This window comes from Provencibacterium massiliense, from assembly GCF_900169495.1.
GTDB lineage: Bacteria > Bacillota > Clostridia > Oscillospirales > Ruminococcaceae > Harryflintia > Harryflintia acetispora.
This window is the reverse complement of sequence record NZ_FWCH01000007.1, coordinates 45,437-66,749: the sequence shown is the minus strand read 5'-3', so window position 1 is coordinate 66,749 and position 21,313 is coordinate 45,437. Positions and strand designations below refer to the sequence as shown.

At 62.9% G+C, this 21,313-nt stretch carries 15 protein-coding genes; 8 read left to right on the top strand and 7 right to left on the bottom strand.

The genetic code is table 11. The features are described 5' to 3' along the window. Positions 1-198: 198 nt before the first annotated feature. From B5477_RS00630 to B5477_RS00615, 4 genes are all read left to right on the top strand, one after another. Positions 199-4,170, top strand: coding sequence for an AlwI family type II restriction endonuclease (locus tag B5477_RS00630; RefSeq protein WP_079697914.1), 3,972 nt, complete (start codon positions 199-201; stop codon positions 4,168-4,170). A 32-nt stretch (positions 4,171-4,202) separates the two neighbouring features. Then, positions 4,203-5,384 (top strand): enoyl-ACP reductase FabV, encoded by a 1,182-nt coding sequence (gene fabV, locus B5477_RS00625; protein WP_079697913.1) that lies wholly within the window; start codon positions 4,203-4,205, stop codon positions 5,382-5,384. Between the two features lie 276 nt (positions 5,385-5,660). Continuing rightward, a complete protein-coding gene (locus tag B5477_RS00620) occupies positions 5,661-5,963 on the top strand; it encodes a hypothetical protein (RefSeq protein WP_079697912.1) in 303 nt (100 codons plus the stop codon). Beyond that, on the top strand, positions 5,960-8,356 hold the full coding sequence (locus B5477_RS00615) for an Ig-like domain-containing protein (protein WP_079697911.1): 2,397 nt from the start codon (positions 5,960-5,962) through the stop codon (positions 8,354-8,356). Before B5477_RS00620 ends, B5477_RS00615 begins: the two co-directional genes overlap by 4 nt. 42 nt (positions 8,357-8,398) lie before the next feature. On the opposite strand, the gene B5477_RS00610 is transcribed toward B5477_RS00615, so the two are convergent. The 7 genes from B5477_RS00610 to B5477_RS00580 all read right to left on the bottom strand — a co-directional run bounded on the left by B5477_RS00610 (position 8,399) and on the right by B5477_RS00580 (position 16,037). Next, positions 8,399-9,895, bottom strand: coding sequence for a xylulokinase (locus B5477_RS00610; protein ID WP_079697910.1), 1,497 nt, complete (start codon positions 9,893-9,895; stop codon positions 8,399-8,401). 5 nt (positions 9,896-9,900) lie between these two features. Beyond that, positions 9,901-10,920: a Gfo/Idh/MocA family protein gene (locus B5477_RS00605; protein ID WP_079697909.1), complete on the bottom strand. Its 1,020-nt coding sequence runs from the start codon at positions 10,918-10,920 to the stop codon at positions 9,901-9,903. A gap of 35 nt (positions 10,921-10,955) precedes the next feature. Next, on the bottom strand, positions 10,956-11,816 hold the full coding sequence (locus B5477_RS00600) for a carbohydrate ABC transporter permease (RefSeq protein WP_079697908.1): 861 nt from the start codon (positions 11,814-11,816) through the stop codon (positions 10,956-10,958). Positions 11,817-11,921: 105 nt separating this feature from the next. Further along, positions 11,922-12,824: a carbohydrate ABC transporter permease gene (locus B5477_RS00595; protein WP_159448879.1), complete on the bottom strand. Its 903-nt coding sequence runs from the start codon at positions 12,822-12,824 to the stop codon at positions 11,922-11,924. Positions 12,825-12,884: 60 nt separating this feature from the next. Next, positions 12,885-14,279 carry an ABC transporter substrate-binding protein gene (locus B5477_RS00590; protein ID WP_159448878.1) on the bottom strand — a complete coding sequence of 465 codons (1,395 nt, stop codon included), beginning with the start codon at positions 14,277-14,279 and terminating at the stop codon, positions 12,885-12,887. Between the two features lie 59 nt (positions 14,280-14,338). Beyond that, the gene (locus B5477_RS00585; RefSeq protein WP_159448877.1) at positions 14,339-15,070 is read right to left on the bottom strand and encodes a GntR family transcriptional regulator; all 732 of its coding nucleotides are present in this window, start codon (positions 15,068-15,070) and stop codon (positions 14,339-14,341) included. Positions 15,071-15,287: 217 nt separating this feature from the next. Then, positions 15,288-16,037 carry a sugar isomerase domain-containing protein gene (locus B5477_RS00580; protein ID WP_079697904.1) on the bottom strand — a complete coding sequence of 250 codons (750 nt, stop codon included), beginning with the start codon at positions 16,035-16,037 and terminating at the stop codon, positions 15,288-15,290. Positions 16,038-16,447: 410 nt separating this feature from the next. On the opposite strand from B5477_RS00580, the gene B5477_RS00575 reads away from it, so the two are divergent. From B5477_RS00575 to B5477_RS00560, 4 genes are all read left to right on the top strand, one after another. Then, positions 16,448-17,416 (top strand): Gfo/Idh/MocA family protein, encoded by a 969-nt coding sequence (locus tag B5477_RS00575; RefSeq protein WP_079697903.1) that lies wholly within the window; start codon positions 16,448-16,450, stop codon positions 17,414-17,416. A 478-nt stretch (positions 17,417-17,894) separates the two neighbouring features. Continuing rightward, positions 17,895-19,268: an ABC transporter substrate-binding protein gene (locus tag B5477_RS00570; protein ID WP_079697902.1), complete on the top strand. Its 1,374-nt coding sequence runs from the start codon at positions 17,895-17,897 to the stop codon at positions 19,266-19,268. 103 nt (positions 19,269-19,371) lie between these two features. After that, on the top strand, positions 19,372-20,256 hold the full coding sequence (locus tag B5477_RS00565; protein ID WP_079697901.1) for a carbohydrate ABC transporter permease: 885 nt from the start codon (positions 19,372-19,374) through the stop codon (positions 20,254-20,256). Positions 20,257-20,271: 15 nt separating this feature from the next. Beyond that, entirely contained in the window at positions 20,272-21,108 is an 837-nt protein-coding gene (locus B5477_RS00560; protein WP_079697900.1) for a carbohydrate ABC transporter permease, read from the top strand. Positions 21,109-21,313: the final 205 nt, after the last annotated feature.

The window sequence follows — 21,313 nt, the reverse complement described above, 5'->3', positions numbered from 1 at the left end:
CGGCAGATAGAATCTGCCGCCCCTTTCGGTAGGCGCTCAAAAGGGTGCAGAATCAATCGCCGGCCCGCAGAGAGAAGACGCGCCCTTTGCATCCGGTTTTTGCCCTGTTTTTGGGGGAAAACCGGTTGTTTTCCCCCAAAATGTATGGTACAATGTGCAAAAAGGGTTAAAAAACGTTGCAGAAAGGGGGCGCGGGAAATGGGGCTGCTCACCACCGTCGAGGTATGCCGGGAGCTGGGGATCCCGCGTTCGACGCTCTACTACCTGCAACGCAGCGGAGCGGTGCCCCTGCCGCAGAAGCGGGGAGGGCGCCGGCTCTGGGACGAGGAGCACCTCGGCGCGCTGCGCGCTGCGCTCGCGCAAAGAAGGAAGGAGCGCCCCCCCGAGCCCCTGCCCTGCAAGACGGTGCAGATCCAAAACCGGCGGTATCTGGGCAGCAAGTATAAGCTGCTGCCCTTCATTAAAAGGGTGGTGCGCCAGGAGTGCGAGGGGGTGCACACCGTGGCCGACATCTTCGCGGGGACCGGGGTGGTCGCCTCGGCCTTTCCGCGGCAGATGGTCACCCTCAACGACAACATGGCCCACAACTGCATCTGCGCCACCGCCTGGTTTTCGGGCGAGGCGTACGACAGGGACAAGCTGATCCGGCTGATCTGCCATTATAACGCCGCCGAGGTGGTCGAGGAGAACTACATGTCCCGCAACTTCGGGGACACCTACTACAGCCGCGCGGTCTGCCGCAAGATCGGCTACATCCGGGAGGACATCGAGCGGCGCTACCGCGCGGGGGAGCTCGGCGTGCGCGAACGCGCCCTGCTGATCACCAGCCTGCTGTACGCGATGGACAAGATTGCCAACACCTGCGGGCACTACGACGCCTACCGCAAGGGGGGGGATTTATCCCGCCCGTTCGAGCTCTGCCTGCCCGAGCCCCCCGAGCGGGAGAACCCCCGCAGCCGGGTATTTTGCGAGGACGCAAACGAGCTGGTGCGCCACATCGAGGCCGACCTTGTCTACATCGACCCGCCGTATAACTCGCGGCAGTACTGCGACGCTTACCACCTGCTGGAAAACGTGGCGCGCTGGGAATGCCCGCCGGTGCACGGGGTGGCGCGCAAGATGGACCGCGCCGCGCTCAAGAGCGATTACTGCACCCGCGAGGCGGCCGCCGCCTTCGCGGACCTGGTCGGGCACATCAACGCCCGCTACATCCTGCTTTCCTATAATAATATGGGGCGCAAGGGGGACGAGCGCTCGAACGCCAAGATTTCGGACGAGGACATCCTGCGTATCCTGCGCCGCAAGGGGGAGGTCAAGGTCTTTTCGACCGGCTACCGGGCCTTCTCGGCGGGCAAGAGCCAGATCAGCGAGAACGCCGAGCGGCTCTTCCTGTGCATCTGCCGCCCCGAACGGCAGCAGATGGCCTCGCCGCTCAACTACACCGGGGGCAAATATAAGCTCCTTCCCCAGCTGCTGCCCCACTTCCCGAAGGGGGTGGAGCGCTTTGTCGACCTGTTCTGCGGGGGATGCAACGTCGGGCTCTCCTGCGGCTGCTCGAAGGTGCTTTTTTCGGACGACAACGCGCCGCTGCTCGCCCTTTACGAGACCCTGCGCACCCTGCCGAAGGAGGAAACCTTCCGCCTGGTCGGGGAGCTGATCGACCGTTACGGCCTTTCGCGGGTGAGCGAGCACGGCTACGGGCACTACGGCTGCGACGGCGCCAACGGTTTGGCCGAATATAACCGGGAGGGGTACCTGCGCCTGCGGGAGGACTTCAACCGTTACCCGCTCAGGGATGCGCGCTACTATATCATGCTCTACGTGCTGATCGTTTTTTCCTTCAACAACCAGATCCGCTTCAACAAGCGCGGGGAGTTTAACCTTCCGCCCGGCAAGCGGGATTTCAATAATAAGATGGCCCAAAAGCTCTCTTCCTTCATCGACCGGCTGCAGAGCGGGGACTATGAGTTCCTGTGCAGCGACTTTAGGCGGCTCGACCCGTCGATGTTCCATAAGGGGGATTTCGTCTATGCCGACCCGCCCTATCTGATCGCCTGCGCGACCTACAACGAGCAGGGTGGCTGGGGCGAGCGGGAGGAGCGGGCCCTCTTCGATTTCCTCGACGAGCTGGATAAAAGGGGGGTTCCCTTCGCGCTCTCCAACGTGCTGCGAAGCAAGGGACGCCAGAACGACCTGCTGCTTTCCTGGCTCAAATCGAAAGGGGGACGCTATAAGGTGGCCGATCTCAAATACAGCTATTCCAACGCGAGCTATCAGACCAAAGACCGCACCTCGGGCGCGCTGGAGGTGCTGGTGACCAACTACTCCCTCGACGCCTCGGGCGCGCTGGTGGAGGAACCGGGCGAAGGCAAGCCGGGGCTCAAGCGCCTTTGGAGCATGTCCACCACCGTGCGAAACCCCTACCGCATCCGCGACTTCTTGGCGACGCTCCAGCAGCTCGAGGGCAGGGAGTGGAACAACGAGACCCAGGTGCGCTTCCAGACCCTGCTGATCCAAAACCGGCTCTACCGGCCGGGGGACGGGGGGCTGAGCGAACGGCAGCGGGAAATGCTCGGCGACCCGTTCTATGAGATGACCTACGACGAGGCGAGTGAAATCTTCAGGCAGAAGAATTACCAGGACCCGCCGATGCGTGGGCGCACCTCGTTTAAACCTTTAGAAAAATGGGGGCTGGCCTTCATCCTGGACGGCAGGATCGCCATCTCCCAGGTGGGGCACCGCCTGCTGCTGGGCGAGGAAGAGGTGGACGACGTCTGTTTTCGCAGCCTCTTAAAGTGGCAGTACCCGAACCCCCTCTCCAACCAGTTCACCGCCAGTGCGGGGTACGATGTGAAGCCCTTCGTGGCGACGCTGCAGCTCATTAGCCGGGTCAACGGGCTGTGCGCGGAGCGGGGCCAGAAGCAAAAGGGGATCTCCCGCACCGAGTTTGGGATCTTCGCCCTGTCGCTTTGCAGCTGGCGGGACGTCGAGCGGGCGGCCAGCGCCCTGCTCGATTTCCGCGCGCGCTACGAGGAGCTCGCGCATGACCGGAACGCCCAGCATGAATTTTACCTGCAGACCATCGCCACCTGGCTGCGGGACTATCAAAACGCCAATGAGCAGAACATCAGGGACTACGCCGACAACGCGATCCGCTACTTCCGCCTGACCAAGTATATCTATATCCGGGGCGGGGGATACTACGTGGACCTGGAGCCACGCCGCCAGCGGGAGCTTCATGAGCTGCTGCGCGCCGACTGCGGCGCCGCGCGGTCCTTCGCGGACAAGGAGGAGTACGTGCGCTACCTCTCGGATTACGAGAGCTATCCGCTGCCCTGGGAGAGCGCGCGGCAGCTGCGCAGAATCGCCCTGGGGATTGCCGAGGAGCTGGGCGCGCTCTGCCGGGAGCTCGGGCTGCCGGAGAGCGCGTACCCGCTCGGGGAGGACGTGGCGGCGCTCAAAGAGGGGATCCGCTTCCTGCGCGCCGAGCGCCTGCGGCTGCAAAACCTTTCGCTCTCGCGGCGGCTGCGGCAGGGCGAGGAGTTCGCGCGCGTCATCGATGCGCTTGGGAATATCACCCACCAGCCCGAGCGCCCGAGCGTGGCGCTGGAAAAGTGGGCGCGCCTGGCGCTCCAGGCCATCGGGGACGCCAAGGCGATCATCCCCAACTGCCCGATGGGCGATGACAACGAGCCCACCTTCACCGCCCCGGGGGACAAGGCGGACATCGAGACCGACTACGGCGACTATGGCGGGATCTGCGAGGTGACCATGCTCACCTCCCGCGACCAGTGGTACAACGAGGGCCAGCCGGTCCAGCGGCACCTGCGCGACTATGAGGCGCGCAGCGGCTACCAGGACAACTACTGCCTCTTCGTCTCGCCGCGGCTGCACCGGGACACCTGCAACACCTTCTTCATGGCGGCGCGCTACGAGTTCGAGGGCCGGCCGCAGAAGATCGTCCCGCTGAGTATAGCCCAGCTGCGCCAGCTGCTCGAGGGGATCCGGGCGCTGCGTGAAGCGGGCGGCGACTTCGGCAGAGGCGAGCTGCGCGACTTCTATGAGCGGGCGCTGCCCGTCGAGGGAATCTCCTCCGACCAGTGGCCCGCGCACATCCAGCGGGTGCTGAATGAGACCTTCCCCCCGGCGCAGCGGGCGCTGGGCGCTTAAACAGGATACCGATCATCAAAGGAGATACACATATGATTATTGAACCGAAAGTCAGAGGGTTTATCTGCACCACCGCCCATCCCGAGGGGTGCCGCCAGAACGTGCGCCGCCAGATCGACTATGTGAAGGCGCGCCCCAAAACCGAGGGGCCCAAAAGGGTGCTCGTCATCGGCGCCTCGACCGGCTACGGCCTCGCCTCACGGATCGCCGCGGCCTATTCCAGCGATGCCGCCACCATCGGGATCATCTTCGACAAGCCCGCCAGCGGCTCGCGCACCGCGTCGGCCGGATGGTACAACACCGCAGCCTTCGAGCAGTTCGCCCACCGCGACGGGCTCTACGCCAAAACCTTAAACGGCGACGCGTTCTCGGCCGAGATGAAGGCGCAGACGGTGGAGCTGATTAAACAGGACCTCGGGCAGGTGGACCTGGTGGTTTATTCCCTGGCGGCTCCCCGGCGCACCATGCCAAACGGTACGGTGGTCTCCTCGGTGCTCAAAACGGTGGGGGAGCCCTACTCCAACAAGACCATCGACCTGCGAAGCCGCCAGCTCTCCGAGATCACCATTGAGCCGGCAAGCGGGGAGGAGATCGAGGACACCATCAAGGTGATGGGCGGCGGGGACTGGCTGGACTGGATGACCCTGCTGCACCGCGAGGGGGTCCTGGCCCCGCAGGCGGTGACGGTGGCCTATTCCTATATCGGCCCGGTGCTGACCCACCCGATGTACCTCGACGGGTCGATCGGGCAGGCCAAGCGGGACCTGTACGAGACGGCGAAGAGGATCACCGCCGGGCTGCCGGGGGTGCGCGGCTACATCTCGGTCAACAAGGCGCTGGTCACCCAGTCGAGCGCGGCGATCCCGATCGTGCCGCTGTACATCTCGCTGCTTTACAAGGTAATGAAGCAAAAGGGCCTGCATGAGGGGTGCATTGAGCAGATGTGGCGGCTGCTGCACGACAAGCTCTATTCGGCGTCCCCGGTGCTGGATCCGGACGGCCAGCTGCGGCTGGACGACCTCGAGATGCTCCCCGAGGTGCAGCAGGAGATCGAGCGGATGTGGGGGACGCTGGATGAACGGGGCGTCGAGCAGCTGGCCGACATCGACGGGTACTGGGAGGACTTCTACCGGATGTTCGGCTTCGCGATCCCGGGGGTGGACTATACCGCCGATTGCGACCCGGCGGTGGAGATCGAAAGCCTGGCACAATGATAAAATATAAGAAGGGCCCGGGAAAGGCGAAAACCTTTCCCGGGCCCTTTTATGCCAGGACATGAAAAAGACCGCAAGCAAGGCCTGCTTGCGGTCATATTATGATGTAAACTCATATAAAGGCGGAGGAAAACCCCCAGACCCTTCCAGTTCTTTCTAAGTATATCCTGTTCTGGCGAAAAATGCAAGGGAATTTGGCGGTTTTCGGCGGGTTCCCGCGAAGAAAACGACCCCAAGAAGGCCTTGCTAACGGTCTTTCTTAAAAGGGGGATTTTCATGAAAACGAAACTGTTTGCCATCATCCTGTCCGCGCTGACGCTGTGCGTCCTGGGCGGATTTTCGTCGGGGGGAAACGGCGGCAGCCCGGAACATCCGAAACCGGATGTTCCGGGCCTGATCGCCGCCGGGGACCGCGAGGCCCTGGGGAGAATCTACACCGCGATGTTTGAGCGCGGGGAGCTCAGCGAGGAGGAATACGCCCTCGCTGAAAAATGGGACTGGATCATTCCGGACGAAGAAAAAATTCCTTTGGATGACTTCTCGATCGGGGAGGTCAGCACCGGGGTGGTGGTACCGTGAAGGAGCTGTTTTCCCGCAGGGCGGTTTGCCTCTCGCTGGCCCTGTCTTTGACCCTCGGGCTCTGCCTGCCCGCCGGAGCTACCCTCGGCGAGAGCGGCGGGGAGCGGGTGCCCCAGGGCGCCGCGCCGCGCAACACCCCGGCGGCGGCCCTCGCGCTTGCGCGCGGCGCGGCCGCCTCGGCCGGGCCGGAGAAGATCTTCATCCCGCTCTCTTCAGGTGATTCGCAGATCGCAAGTTTTCTGGTGACCGCCAAAACCGGGGATGAGCCGCCCATCGCCGGCAGCTACGACCCCGCGAAGGGCCGGGCCGAAATCCCGCTCGTTCCGCCGCCGCAGAGAGATACCGACTACGAGATCACCGTGACCTCGGTTTCCGACCAGCCCGGCCTGCGGGCCCCGGCGACGAAAACGGTGCGCCACACCTACCCGGCGGTGAAGTCGATCACCCTCTCGGGCCCCGCGGCCCTGCGGGCGGGAGAGAGCGCCACGGTGGGCGCGGCGCTCTCTCCCCACCAGGACTATGTTTCCCCGGTGCGCTGGGCAAGCAGCAACGAGGCGGTATTGTCCATCACCCCCGGGGCGAATGACCGCAGCGTTACCGTCAGCGCCCTCAAGGGCGGGACGGCGACCGTCACCGCCAGCATTTACGAGGGCGCCGACACGGTCACCGGCTCGATGAGCGTGACGGTGGTGCCCGCTGGGGGCGGGGGGAGCGAGGGGTCGGCCTTCTGGGTCACCCCTGAGAGCTACACCCTCTTCACCTCCGGGACGGCGGACGAGACCGCCTTCACCGTGGCGGCCCTCTTCTCGCCCGGGGACGAGGCCACCCCGGTGAGCTGGAGCACGGATAAAACCGGGATCGTGGAATTGCAGGAGGTCCCCGGCCAGCCGAATCAGAAACGGGTGGTGGCCAAGGCCCCCGGCAGGGCGACCATCACCGCCGCCACGGCGGGGGGCTTGCTCTCGGACAGCTGCGTTGTTACCGTCTACCAGATCGGGGACGGCAGCGGGAGCGGGGAGGACATCACGGTGAAGCCCCCGGACAACCCCGCCGACGGGAGCTACCAGTACGTGGTGAACGGCAGGCTGGTGCTCTATACCAATGGCACGCCGAATAGCGCCAACCTGAGCGGGAGCATATCGGTCACCCCGTCGCCGCCCAGTCCCCCGCAGCCCGCCTGGGCAAGCGGGAATCCGGGCGTTGCGGCGGTGGACCAAAATGGGAACGTCAGGGCGGTGGCGGCGGGGGAAACGACCGTCACCGCCACGCTGGCGGGGAAGACGGGGAGCATCCCGGTGACGGTCTACACCATCGCAAACGGCAGTCTGAGTATTACCGGGGCGAAGAACCTCGTTCACGACGGCAGTCCGGCGAGCGCGGCGCTCAGCGCCGTCTATTCCGGCCTGCCCAGCGGCGCGCGGCCGCTGACGAGCTGGCAGTCGAGCAACAACGGGGTACTCTCCCTCTCGCCCGCGGCGGGGGGTTCCACCACTGCGGCGGCGCAAGGTAAGGGGACGGCCACCGTCACGGCCAGCGGGGGCGGGCAGAGCGCGACGGCGAACATCAGCGTCGGGCAGGCGGTGACGGGGATCACGGTCAGCGCCGCCACGGCAACCGTCAAGGCCGGGGAAACGACCACGGTGAGCGCCGGCATACAGCCCGCGAACGCCGACAACCGGACAATCAACTGGACGAGCAGCAATCCGGCGGTAGCCACGGTGAGCCCCGGCAGCAGCGGCAGCGGGGCGGCCGTCACCATCACCGGCGTGGCGGCGGGGACGGCCACCATCACGGCGACCGCCGCCGGGAACGCCGGACTCTCCAAGACCATTCCGGTAAAGGTCCAGTCGAACGCCCCGGTGGACGACAGCGGCAATTCCATGGAGGAGGGCAAGACAATCACCTGGGGAGGTAAGAGCTGGTGGGTAATCCACGACCACGGCGAGGACTTCGGAGGCAACACCGGCTCGGTCGTGCTGCTGGCGAATTTTAGTGGAGCAGCTGTGACCGGTTGGTATAACGGTGCCAGAAGCTTTTACGATTCTCTTCCTCTTACTGCCGAGCAAAAAGCGAAGATATCACCGCACAAGACGGTAGGAACCGGTTATGGTATGGCGTGGGCGCCGAGCGCAAAAGAAGTCTACGGGAGCAACGGCGACTACGCTGTAGACGAGAAGGAACTCCCCACCCTCACGCAGTTCAGCTATTTTGCGAAGAACGGGGTAACAGTCAATAATTGTAGCCTGGTTAGAGAGGTATATGGCGGGGATTCCCTGCTGCGCAATGATGCTGGAAGGGGCTACTATGCCATGGTAAATGCAAGCGGTAGTCTAGGTCGTGGGGTCACAACTATCAGCCGCCCCATACGCTACTGCCTCATCCTCAACCCCTGACAAAAAGTCCGGGAAAGGTTTTCGCCTTTCCCGGGCCCTTTTTTATGACTCCTCCCGCAGCTGCCGCAGGAGGGGATAGGCCCTGCGGTAACGCCGGTATTCCCGCTCGTAGCGCGCGTGCTGCGAGGGGCTAAAGGCCACCCGCTCCCCGCCCATGCCGTCCCCGGACGGGGCCGGCGCTTGGCCGCAGGCGGCCAGGTAGGCGAGCCGGCAGGCGCCCGCCGCCGTGGCCTGCTCCCCGGCGGGGAGCAGCAGGTCGTGCCCCAGAATGTCCGCCAGGATCTGCCGCCAGAGGCCGCTCCTTGCCCCGCCGCCCGAGAGGCAGAGGGTGCGGATCCGTCCGGCGCCCCCCAGCGCCTCGAAGCAGTCGCGCACGCCGTAGCCCACCCCTTCGAGGAGCGCGCGGCAGAGGTCCTGCCGGGTGTGCCCGCTGCCGAGCCCTAGGAAGGCCCCCCGGGTTCCCTCGTCGAAGTAGGGGCTGCCGGTGCCATTTAGATATGGCGCGAAGAGGACGCCGCGCGCGCCCGCCTCGCTTTCGGCGGCGTATCGGTCCAGCCGCGCGAAGGGGGAGAGGGCGGCTTCCTCCCCGCTGCGGGCGGGCAGCTCCCCCACCTGCTCCAAAAACCAGCGCAGGCAGTAGGCGGCGCTCGGCAGGGCGCACAGCGAAAACCGGCTGCCGGGGGAGAGGAAGGAGAAGAGATAGCTCCCCTTCGCACAGCCGGCGCCCGGCGCGCCGAGGGAGAGCACCTGTCCGGCGGTGCCGAGGTTTAAGAGCGCTTCGCCCGCCTGTGTCAGCCCGCTGCCGAGCACGCTGCACGCGAGGTCCCCCGCGCCCACCGCCACCGGGATCCCCTGCGGCAGCGCGAGGGCGGCGGCGCTCTCCCGGCAAAGGGAGCCGCCCGCGGCGAAGGAGGGCAGCAGCCCGGGGAAGAGGGTGGGGCGCAGCCCCAGCGCGCGGATGGCCTCATCGCTCCAGGCGTTCGTCTCAAAGTCGTAGAGCAGGCTGCCCGAGGCGTCGGTGTGGTCGCTCGCCAGCTCCCCGGTCAGCCGGTAGCGGATGTAGTCCTTGCAGAAGAGCACCGTGGCGGCCCGCTCCATCCGCTCGGGCTCATGGCGCAGCAGCCAGAGGAGCTTTGGCGCGGTGTAGGCGCAGGAGGCCGGGTTTTGCAGCCGCTCAAAGAGCGCCTCGCCCAGCAGCTTTTGGAGCCCTGCCGCCTCCTTGGCGCAGCGGGTGTCGCACCAGGTGATGCATCCCCCCACCGGCTCGCCGTGCCCATCCAGCAGCACCGGCCCGTGCATCTGGGCGCAAAGGCCGATTGCGCAGACCCCGGCGTACTCCCCGGGGAATTCCTGCCGCAGCGCGGCGCAGGCGGCAACGGCCGCGCGCCACCAGTCCTGGGGGTCCTGTTCCATATGGCCGCCCTGGTTGCGGGAAAAGGGGTAGCCCTCCTGGCGCAGCGCCAGCTGCCGCCCGCCGGGGGAAGAGAGCAGCGCCTTGACCCCGCCTGTTCCGAAGTCGAGGGAGAGCAGGGTTTCCATCCCGCTCACCCCTCGCCCCGGACCGGCACCACCTCGCCGCGCTCGGCGCTTTCGAGCACCTTGATGGCGGCGTAGGCCACCTCGTACCCGTCGCGCACCGAGCAGCGGGGCGTGCGGTCGTACCGCACGCAGTCGAGGAAATGCACAAGCTCCAGCCTCAAATCGCCCTTGCGCACCCCGAAGGATTCGGTCCAGTAGCTTACGTCCTGATATTCGCACCCCTCGTTGGAGCAGACCCGGTACCCCTGGTCCCCGAAGTCCATGGTAATGGCGCTCCTGGTGCCCACGATCTGCATCGACGCGTCGATATAGCTGGGATATTTGTCCGGCAGCGCCCAGGTGTTTTCCAGCGAATAGGTGATCCCGCCCTGAAGTTTGAAGACGGCCTGGATCGAATCCAGTGCACCGGGAAAGCCCTCGTTGCACATGCGCACCGCGCGCGACGCGGCGTAGACGTTCTCAAATTCCCGCCCGGTCAGCCAGCGCACCAGGTCGATGTCGTGCACCCCGCTGTGGGTGATCAGCTTGCACTGTCTGGCGTAGCGCTTGGCGCCGAGGGTGGGGGAGTTGCGCTTGGAGGAGATGTAGATGATCTCCCCGAGCGTCCCGTCCCGGATGGCCTCATAGGCGCGCTCGTACCGGATGTCGAAGCGGCAGATGTGCCCGACCATCGTTTTATAGGGGTAGCCCTCGCACGCGTCGAGGAGGATTTTGGCGTTTTCCAGGGTGTCGGCCAGGGGCTTTTCGATGAGCACATGCTTCTTCTGCGCCAGGGCGGCGAGCACCACCCCGGTGTGCAGGCTGTCCGGCACGCAGACGTCGACGACGTCCACATCGGCGCGGGAGAGGGCCGCCTCCCAGTCGTCGGTGCCCTCGCACCCGAGCCGCCCGGCGAGGGCGTTTGCACGTGTGCGCTCAAGGTCGGCCACCACCGCGAGGCGCACCCCGGGCTCGGTGGCGTAGATTTCGGCGTGCATGCTGCCAAAGTATCCGCAGCCGATGACGGCAACGCTCAGTTTATCCATAAAATGATCAGCCTTTCTTGTGAAGGTAAAGGTCTTTACTTGATGGCCCCGAAGGTCATCCCCTTGATGAAGTATTTCTGCACGCACAGCGAAAGCAGGAAGACGGGCAGGATGGTGGTGATCCCCACCGTGGCGATCTCCCCCCAGCGGGAGGCGACCGCGCTCCACATGCTGGCCGCGGCGACCGGCATGGTCTTGGTGTTCTCCCCCGTGAGGATCAGCGCGAAGAGGAACTCGTTCCAGGAGAAGATGAAGGTGAAGATCATCGCGGTGAAGAGCCCGGGCAGCGAGAGGGGGAAGACCACCCGCAAAAAGGAGGAGAAGGGCCCGCAGCCGTCGAGCTTGGCCGCCTCGTGCAGCTCGGGGGGCACCTCGCGGAAGAAGCCCTGCAGCGTCCAGATCACGAAGGGCAGGTTCATGGCGATGTAGGAGATGATCAGCGAAAGGAGGTTGTCGAGCAGCCGCAGCTGCCGGAACATCAGATAAAACGGGATGGCCGCCGCGATGGGGGGCATCATCCGTGTGCTGATGATCCAGAAGGAAAGGTCGCGCTTGCGCTTTTGGCTCATGCGCAGCCGCACCAGGCCATAGGCCCCGAAGGAGCCGGCGACGATGCAGATGAGGCACGCGCTCCCCGCGGCGATCAGGCTGTTGCGCAGGTATTTGAAATATCCGCCCTCCCCCAGGACCACCGAGTCGTTGCTCGCGCCTAGGATCACCGCCCCATAATTTTGCAGGCTGGCGCTCTGGGGGACGAGGCTGGGGGGATACGCGAATATCTCTGCCTTGCCCTTGAGAGAGGTGGCGAACATCCAGTATACCGGGAAGAGGAAGGCGCAAAGGATCAGCAGCAGGCTCAGGAAGACCAGGGCATGCAGCAAGCGTTTTTTAACCATGTTTTTAAATCCTTTCTCGGGAATTGGGGCCGGTCCCGGCTTTGCCGGAGGCCGCCAGGGCGCAAAAACCAGGGTGTGATATTGGAGGGATGAATCCTTCCAATATCACACTTCCCACTCGTCGGCGATCAGGTGGTTGAGCAGCTGGCAGACGGTGAGCACCACGAACAGGATCACCAGGCAGCTGGCGCTCGAGCGGCCCACCTCGAAGAAGGAGAACCCCTCCTTATAGGCGAAGTAGCTCACCGTTTCGGTCACGTTGCCCGGGCCCCCTTTTGTCAGCATGTAGACCACCTCGAAGAATTTGAAGGTGTCCATCACCCGCATGAGCAGCGCCACGGCGACCACCGGCCTTAGGGAGGGCAGGACGATCGAAAAGAAGCGCTGGCGGGAGTTGGCCCCATCCACCTGCGCGGCCTCGATCACGTCGCGCGGCATGCTCGTCAACCCCGCCAGGAGGATCAGCATGACGAACGGCGTCCACTGCCAGACGTCCACCAGGATCACCGCCGGCATGGCCAGGGTCTTGCTCGCCAGGAGGGCGGGGGGACTTTGGATCCCGATACACTGCAGCAGGTAGCGCACCACCCCGTAGTCCGAGTTGTACATCAGCAGCCACATCAGCGACGCCACGATCGGGGTGATCATGGTCGGGGCGATCATCAGCGAGCGGAAGAGCCTGGTGCCCGCCACGCTCTGGTGAAAGAGCAGGGCGATCAGAAAGCCCAGCAGGAATTCCAGGGTGACCGCCGAAGCCACCAGCAGCAGGGTGTTGAGCATGGCCCGCAGGAAGTTCTGGTCGGTGAGCACGCCCTGGAAGTTTTCGAGGCCTACGAACCGGCGGGGCTGCGAGCTTGCAAAATTCCAGTCGAAGAAGCTGTTATAGACGTTAAAGACCATCGGATAGATTGACATCAGAATCAGCAGGAGCAGCGACGGGGCGATCATCAGCTTCCACACCCGGTTTTCCGCCGCCATCAGCGAGCCCCGCTTTCCGGCACGTTTCATCGGTACGACCATTCCTTTCTGCCAAGGGCCGCGCGCCGGGAGGGCGCGCGGCCCCGGGTTCTAGCCCGCGACGGGGTAGCCGTTTTGTTTCATCAGTTCGTTGATCTTGCTTGCCGCGTCGCCGAGCGCGGCCTCGACCTCCTTCTCGCCCGAAACGGCGAGATTGAGCTCCAGCCCCAAAATCTCCTCGATCTGGGTCCACTCGGGCAGCCGGGAGCGGTAGTCCACCCCGTCGGCGAGGCCCTGCGTCTCGGCGTCGTAGATGATCTTGAAGTAGGGGTACTTCTCGACCAGCTCCGGGTCGGTCACGGTCGAAATGCGCATCGGCACGCCCGGGGTGCCGGGGATGTCCACCCATTTCTTGTCGGTCTCGGGGCTGGTCATCCACTTCATGAAGGTCCAGCTCTCCTCGACGTTCCTGGAGTCCTTGTTGATGGCGATCGAGAAGCCGGCGAAGGGCAGGCTGGGCTGCGAATTCGCGTTGAGCCTCGGGAGGGTGGTATAGCCCACCTTGCCCGCGACGGTGGTGTCCTCGGCAGTCTCGAACTGCGGGGAGTTGGCGTTGAAGACGGCGGTCATCCCGGCGTTCCCGTGCATGAAGGCGTTCCAGCGGTCGGCGTTTTCATACTGCAGCACGCCGTCCGGCAGGTAGGGGACCAGGTCTTTAAGCATTTGGGTGGTCAGCACCCCGATCTCGCCGTCGATGTCGGTGGTGTAGTCGTTCGGCATGTCGCGGAACATCTTTCCGCCGAAGCCGTTGTAATAGGCGCACCAGTCGTGCACCACCGAGGCCCCGCGCTTGAGGGCGATGGCCAGGCCGTAGAAATTATTCTGCGGGTCGTAGAGGCTCTGGATGGCGTTTACGAACTCGTCCTTGGTTTCGGGGACGGCGAGGCCCTTCTGTGCGAACACGTCGGTGCGGTAGTGGATGTACATATAATAGGGGGCCAGCGGCAGGGCGATCACCCGCCCGTCCCAGGTGGCGAGCCCCTCCCAGGCGCCGGGGAGGAAGTCGTCGACCTGCAGCTCCTCCTTATCCCGCTCCACCAGGTTGGTCAGGTCGTAGAGGTGTCCTCCTTCGGCGAACTCGCCGGTCCAGGGGATGTCGATCGACACCATGTCGTAGGAGCCGGTGTCGCCGGCCAGCTCCAGGATCGCCTTGCCGTGCAGGTCGAGATAGGGCACCGAATCGACGACCACCTTGATCCCGGTCTGCTCCTCGAACTCGGGCAGCACCGCCTTCATCGCCCCGACGTAGGGGTCGCCGACGGTGAGGAATTTGATGGTCTTGCTACCGGGCGCGGAATTTTCGGAACCGGCTTCGCCGGCGTCCGGGGCGGGTGCGCTCCCGGAGGGGGGAGCCTCGCTCCCGGCGCTTTGGGATGTGCCGGCGCAGCCGCCGAACAGTGCGGTGGCGAGGCTGACGGCCAGCAATGTGCAGATCAGTTTTTTCACGGTTCTAACCTCCATTTCTGTCCTTGCGGCAGAGGGAAGCACCGAAAAGAGAGAATGGCCTAGAGACTCTTGAGCTCGATAACGAATTTGTAGGTGTCCCCGCGGTAGAACGAGCGCACATACTCCACCGGCACGCCCTGCCGGTCATAGGTGACCCGTTCCATCAGCAGCCCCTGGGCGTTTTCGGGCACCTGCAGCAGCTGGGCGTGCCGCCCGCAGAGCAGGGTGGTCTCGATGGTCTCGATCGCCCGGCACAGCTCGATGTGCAGCTCGTCGCGCAGGTAACGATAGAGGGAGAAGTTGTCGCTCCCCCCGGTGTCGATCCGCTTGATCCGCGCGCCGTCCAGGCAGCTGTCCTCGAAGGCGATCGGCTTGGCGTCGGCGTAGCGCAGGCGGCACAGCCGCAGCACCGGCGCGCCGATCGAAAGGGAGAGCTTGCCCGCCGTCTGGCTGTCCGCGCGCAGGTTTTCGATCGCCAGGATCTTCGACCCCGGCGCGCGGCCGGTGCGCTTCATGTCCTCCGAGAAGGAGGTCAGCGCCGCGAGATTCTGCTCGATCTTGCCCGAGGAGACGAAGGTCCCCTTGCCCTGGAGCTTGTAGAGGTACCCCTCGTTTTGCAGCTCGCCGATCGCCTGCCGCGCGGTCATCCGGCTGATGCCGTACTGCATGCACAGCTCCCGTTCGGAGGGGATCAGCTGCCCGGGGCGGTATTCGCCCTGCAAAATCCGTTCCTTGATCAGCTCCTTGAGCTGCAGATAGATGGGAATCCGGCTCTCCTTGTCAACTGCCACCATGATCGCTCCTGTTCTGTCTGGTCCATCCGGTATGGATGTCCGTACCACTTGTTTTTAGATTTACCTTATAGCAGATTCCCATGGTTGTCAAATATTCTCTCTTCTTCCAGTGTTTTCCGCCTGCGGCGGGTTGGTTTCGGTGTGACTATTGTCCATACCAGCAGTATTAATTGTCTAGACCAGTTGGTCTAAGAAAAAAGCCGCCGGCAGGGGCTCACACCATTTCGTAGCAAATCTGGTCGCGGTAGGTCTCGTAGACCTTGCGGTTGTACTCGCCGCCGCGGTCCACATTGGCGCTGGAGTAGACGGGGGGCAGCAGGCCCTCCTTGTCATAGGCTGCGGCCACCCTGGCCGCGATGGCGTTGACAATGGCGGCGCCCAGCACGGTGGATCCGGGCGCGACCCCGACGCCGGAATGGGGGAGGCGCAGCAGCGCGTCCCCGAAGGGGCACAGATCGTCGATCACCAGATCGCACACCTCGAAGAGCCGTTTGCCCGAGGGATGCCGCGAGGCCGATTCTTTAGAGTACTGCAGGCTGGTGATCCCGATGACCGATACCCCCAGCTCCCTGGCCGCGAGGGCGAGCTCCACCGGGACATGGTTGCGCCCCGACACCGAGTGGATAAAGAGCAAATCCCCCTCCCGCAGCCCGGCCTGGCGCGCGATGATCGGCCCGTAGCCGCCGGTGCGCTCCAGCTCGGAGGTGATGGTGATGGGGGTGCTGTCCACCGTGAGCCCCGGCGCAAAGATCGGGTTGAAAACGGCGAGGCCCCCGGTTCGGTAGTAGGCCTCCTGGGTGAGGATCCCCGCGTGGGTACAGCCGAAGAAATAGACCCGGCCGCCGCAGCGCAGGGTGGTGCAAACCCGGTTTGCCGCTTCGTCGATGTCGGGCAGCGCCTCCCGGCGCAGCCGTCCGATCAGCTCCTGCACCCGGTCGAGGTATTCTTCCGACTCGTTCTTCATACGTCCCTCCTTTCCGTGGTGCCTCCATTATAGCCGCCCGCCCCGCCGGTTTCAATTTCCGGAATCCCCAAAGATTCGACTCTGTAATTGGCTATATTATCTAAATATAATTCGTATAATTTTTATAATATGTACAAAATATCCCATACTGGTCTAGACCACAAAAATACCGAAAAGGCTATTTCCGGCCCCGAAGAGCCTCGTAACCAGGACCAGGTGGTCTAGCCGGGTGGTGGACAGGAATGAAACCGCGGCGCGACAAGGGCTATGGCTTTACAGAATAAAAAATATATACATTATAGAAAGGAGGAGATATTTTCCAGAAGGCAATGGCCGGTTTCAGCCTGGCGTGTTATAATATGTAAAAGACCATGCGGGTCGCCCGACGGGGCGGCAGGGAGGAGGACAGCATGAAAATCGGGATACTGGGCGCGGGGGAGATCGCGCACGAGATGGCAAAGACAGTGGCCGGGATGGCGGACTGCGAGGTATTGGCGGTGGGCGCGCGGGAGCTTCCGCGCGCCGGGGGCTTCGCAAAGGAGCATGGCATCCCGCGCGCCTACGGCTCCTACGGGGAGCTGGTGGCGGATAAGGAGGTGGAGCTGATCTACATCGCTACCCCGCATTCCCACCACTACCAGCACGCCAAGCTGGCGCTGGAGGCGGGGAGGCATGTGCTCTGCGAGAAGGCCTTCACCGCCAACGCATCCCAGGCGCGGGAGCTCTTCGCGCTGGCCGAAGCGCGCGGCCTCTTTCTGGGCGAGGCGATGTGGACCCGCTTCCTGCCGATGAAGGCGAAGCTGCAGCAGCTCCTTCATGATGGCGCGATCGGGCAGGTGCGCTCGCTGAGCGCGAGCATCGGCTATGCCATCAGCGATATCCCCCGCCTGCGCGAGCCGGCGCTCGCCGGGGGCGCGCTGCTGGACATCGGGGTCTATGTGCTCAACTTCGCCGCCATCGTGCTGGGGGAGGAGATCGAAAAGGTCGCGTCGAGCTGTGAGCTTTATGAGACCGGGGTGGACGCTTGCGAGAGCGTAACCCTGACCTTTAGTGGCGGCCGGATGGCGGTGCTGCACGCCAACATGACCGCCCTGTCCGACCGGGGCGGGGTGATCTGCGGCAGCGAAGGGTATATCCGGGTGGGGGACGTGGAAACCTGCGCCCCACTGGAGGTCTATGACGGGGAGCGCCGCCTCGTCGCCCGCCACGAGGCGCCGCCCTGCCACAGCGGCTATCAGTACGAGGTGGCCGCGGCGGCAAAAGCGGTCCGGGAGGGCAGGGGGGAGTGCCCCGAAATGCCCCACGCCGAAACGCTGCGGATCCTGGAGCTCTGCGACCGGCTGCGGGACGCTTGGGGCGTGCGGTACCCTTTTGAGTAAATTGACCAAATATTTTGTAAAACCAGGGGGCGGGCCCGCGAAAAATCGGGCCCGTCCCTTTACTCATTTAAAGGGATTCTAATGCGGTCCAGCGGGAATTGGCGGCTGGAAAATGAAGGGAGTGGTTTGTTAATGTTGCCTAATTAACAAAATTTTTTTCTACTCTTTTTGGACGAATGGGTTGCAAATTCAAATGGATATGTTATAATAGCGTCATACCGCAAATAAAATTTATGAATTGTTCACAGCGCGTTTTTAAATTCCGCCATTTATTCATAATTCCAGATTTCTGAAAACAGGGTGCGGCGCACCGCTCTGGAGGCAGGGCGCAGATTGTGCAAATGCACCAAATTTGGAAAATGGCGGTGGAACGCCGCCAGCCCCGCCACTGGGGTTGAGAAAAGAAGATGTGGACGACCCGGCGGCTGGTACGCCGGTAGTTATAAATCCGTCAACAAAGAAAACTGGAGGTAGGCAAATGAAGAGTCTCAAAAAAATCCTGGCAATCGTCCTGGCAACTTGCATGAGTGCGGGAATCTTCGCCGGCTGCGGCGGTAGCGGCGGCGGCGAGGCGGCTCCCTCCGAGAGCTCCGGCGGCGAGGCCACCCCGGCGTCCTCCGAGGCGGCGCCCCCTGCGAGCGGCGATTCCGGCGAGTCCTTCGAGCTCAAGCTGTTCCACAAGTGGCCTGAGATCGGCAAGGGCCGCGACTACTTCGAGGCTGCCGTCGCAGCATACGAGGAAGCGAATCCGAACGTTAAGGTCACCATCGAGTGCGTTTCCGATGAAGAAGCCAAATCCAAGCTGCGCGTCATGATGGGCGCCGACTCCCAGCCGGACGTTTACTTCTCCTGGTGCGGTGAGTTCTGCTACAAGTTCGCCCGTGCGGGCAACGCCTGGGATATGACCGAGTACTTAAACAACGATCCCGAGTGGAAAGATTCGATCATGCCCTCCACCCTCAACAGCTACACCATGGACGGCAAGGTCTACGGTATCCCGTTCCGCCTCATCGGCAAGCTGTTCGTCTACAACAAGCAGATCTTCGCGGACAACGGCATCACCGAAGCCCCGAAGACCTGGGATGAGCTGATGGCCACCTGCGAGAAGCTCAAGGGCGCCGGCGTCACCCCGATCGCGTTCGGTAACCTGCAGCCCTGGCCGGCCTGCCACTACATCACCGGCTTCAACGTGGCCTGCGTACCGAGCGACGTGCGCATGACCGACTACAACTATGAGACCGGCGAGTTCACCGATCCCGGTTACATCACCGCGCTCAATTACCTCAAGGAATTCAACGACAAGGGTTACTTCAACAACGGCGTGAACTCCATGATCCACGACGTCGCCTCCGAGAACTTCAAGGCCGGCAAGGCTGCGATGTTCTACTGCGAGACCGGCGAGTTCGGCGGCCTGGTCGACCAGGGCCTCGAGATCGGCGTCTTCCCGATGCCCGACGTTGAGGGCAACGGCGACAAGGGTTACATCGTCGGCGCTCCGGACGGCTTCATGATCTCCACCAAGTCTGCTCACCCCGAGGCTGGCATGGAGCTGCTCAAGCTCTTCACCTCCAACGAGTGGCAGTCCAAGATGGTTGAGGAGCTCTACTACCCGTCCCCGATTATCGGCGTGCACAACGAGCAGAACACCATTCCTTCCCTGCTGGAAGCGATGAACTACATTGAGAATGCCAAGGGCCTGGCCAACTGGCTGGACACCGACGTTCACACCAAGGTTTCCGATGCGTATCTGCCCGCCATGCAGGAGATGCTCAACGGCACCCTGACCCCCGAGCAGGTTATGGAGAAGGTGCAGGAGGCTGCCCAGATCGTTAAGACCGAGGAAGCGCAATAATTCTGCATTTGTTCCCGTAATGGATTGACACCGATAGGAGAGAGGGAGCGGGGAAGACTCCCCGCTCCCTTCTTTCGCTATCGAGAATCGGAGGAATCTGCTTATGAAAGTTTACCGGGATAAAAGGATCATCATCCTCTACCTGTTTCCGGCAATTGCGTTGATGGCCCTTTTCGTCTATTACCCGCTGGTACAGTCGATCGTTTTCAGTCTGTTTAAGTGGGCCTCGTTCTCTCCGGAAAAACAGTGGGTCGGGTTTTATAACTATCATCTTATCGTCTCCGACACCGCTACGTTCTTTACCATTCTGAGAAACAACTTCTTCTACGCAGTGGTTTCCACCATCTTCCAGGCCGGGCTGGGGCTCGTCTTCGCCGCCTGCCTGGAGGAAAAATTCATGCGGGGTACCCAGCCGTTCTTTCGGACCGTGCTCTTTATCCCGTCCCTGATCGCGATGACCGTTATCGCCATGCTCTGGCAGTTCATGTACGACCCCAACATCGGCATGATCAACCAGGCGATCCAGGCGCTCGGCTTCAAGGACTTTAACGCCCAATGGCTGGGTGACAGCAACCTGTCGATCTGGTGCTGCATCATCGTCTCCCAGTGGCAGTACATCGGCTATTGCATGATGCTCGACCTGGTCGGCATCCAGAAGATCGACGGCGAGCTCTTCGAGGCCGCCACCATCGACGGCGCGACCCGCCCGCAGGTCTTCCGCTACATAACCCTTCCGCTGATGAAGGAGTCCATCCTGGTTACCACCGTCGTCACCATCCTCGGCTCGGTCAAGGTGTTCACCGAGGTGTACGTCATGACCGCCGGCGGGCCCGGACGTTCGAGCGAGGTGCTGGCCACCGCCATGTACCGCGCGGCCTTCAAGAACGATGAAATGGGCGTGGCCTGCGCCTACGCCATCATGATTTTCGTCCTGACATTCATCTGTGCGGCGCTGCAGCTCAAGCTGTCGCATACCGGCGAAGAATAAGGAGGGGTGAAGAGAATGTTTGCGAAAAAAATCGGCTCCAACGCTTGGAAAGTCTTTATCTTCCTGCTCTTTGCCGTCTACGCATTTGCGATTATCTACCCGTTAAGCTGGATGATCATTTCCTCGCTCAAGACCAATACCGAGTTTTTCACCTCCCCGTGGGGGCTGCCGGCCCAGCCGCAGTGGCACCACTACTATGAGGCGGTCAAGTACGGCGTCGCTGCCTACTTCTTCAACAGCGTGTTCATCACGCTGGCCTCGGTGCTCTTCTCGGTGCTGTTCTCGTCGATGGCTTCCTATATCATCACCCGGTTTGATTTCAAACTGAAGAACGCCGCCTTCCTCTTTATCCTTGGCGGCCTGATGATCTCGCCCGAGGTCACGCTCGTCTCGCTCTTCAAGCTCGAGCAGTCGCTGCATGTCTACAACACCCACTGGGCGCTGATCATCCCCTATACGGTATTCCGTATCCCGTTCACGACCTTCCTGATCCGCTCGTACATGCTCTCGCTGCCCAAGGCGGTGGAGGAGTCGGCTTACATCGACGGATGTTCCACCTTCAAGGTCTTTTCCCGGATCGTCATGCCGATCTGTAAGCCGATCATCGCCTCGGCCGCCCTGCTGACCGCCATGACCAGCTGGAACGAGTTCATGTTCGCCCTGGTCTTTGTCGAGAGCGAGAAGTACAAGACCATCCCGATCGGGCTGATGAACCTCAAAGGCCAGTTCGGAACCAACTACCCGAGACTGATGGCCGCGCTGGTCGTCTCCGCTTCGGTGATGATCATCCTGTTCCTGTGCTTCCAGAAGCAATTCGTGCGCGGCCTTACCGCCGGAAGCGTCAAGGGCTGATTTGACACCCATTCCAATTCTGATAAAAAGGGGAGCCCCCGGCAACACTTGCCGGGGGCTCCCCTTTGGTTGGTTGGCGGCGTTCGCCGCCGTGGGGAACTCCCTTGATAGGGTTCCCCACGCAAAAACCTCCCACTGGGAGCCTTTTGTTCCCCTTCCTGATCCGAGGGGGGATTTCGTCAAGGCAAGTGTCAGCAGTCCGGAA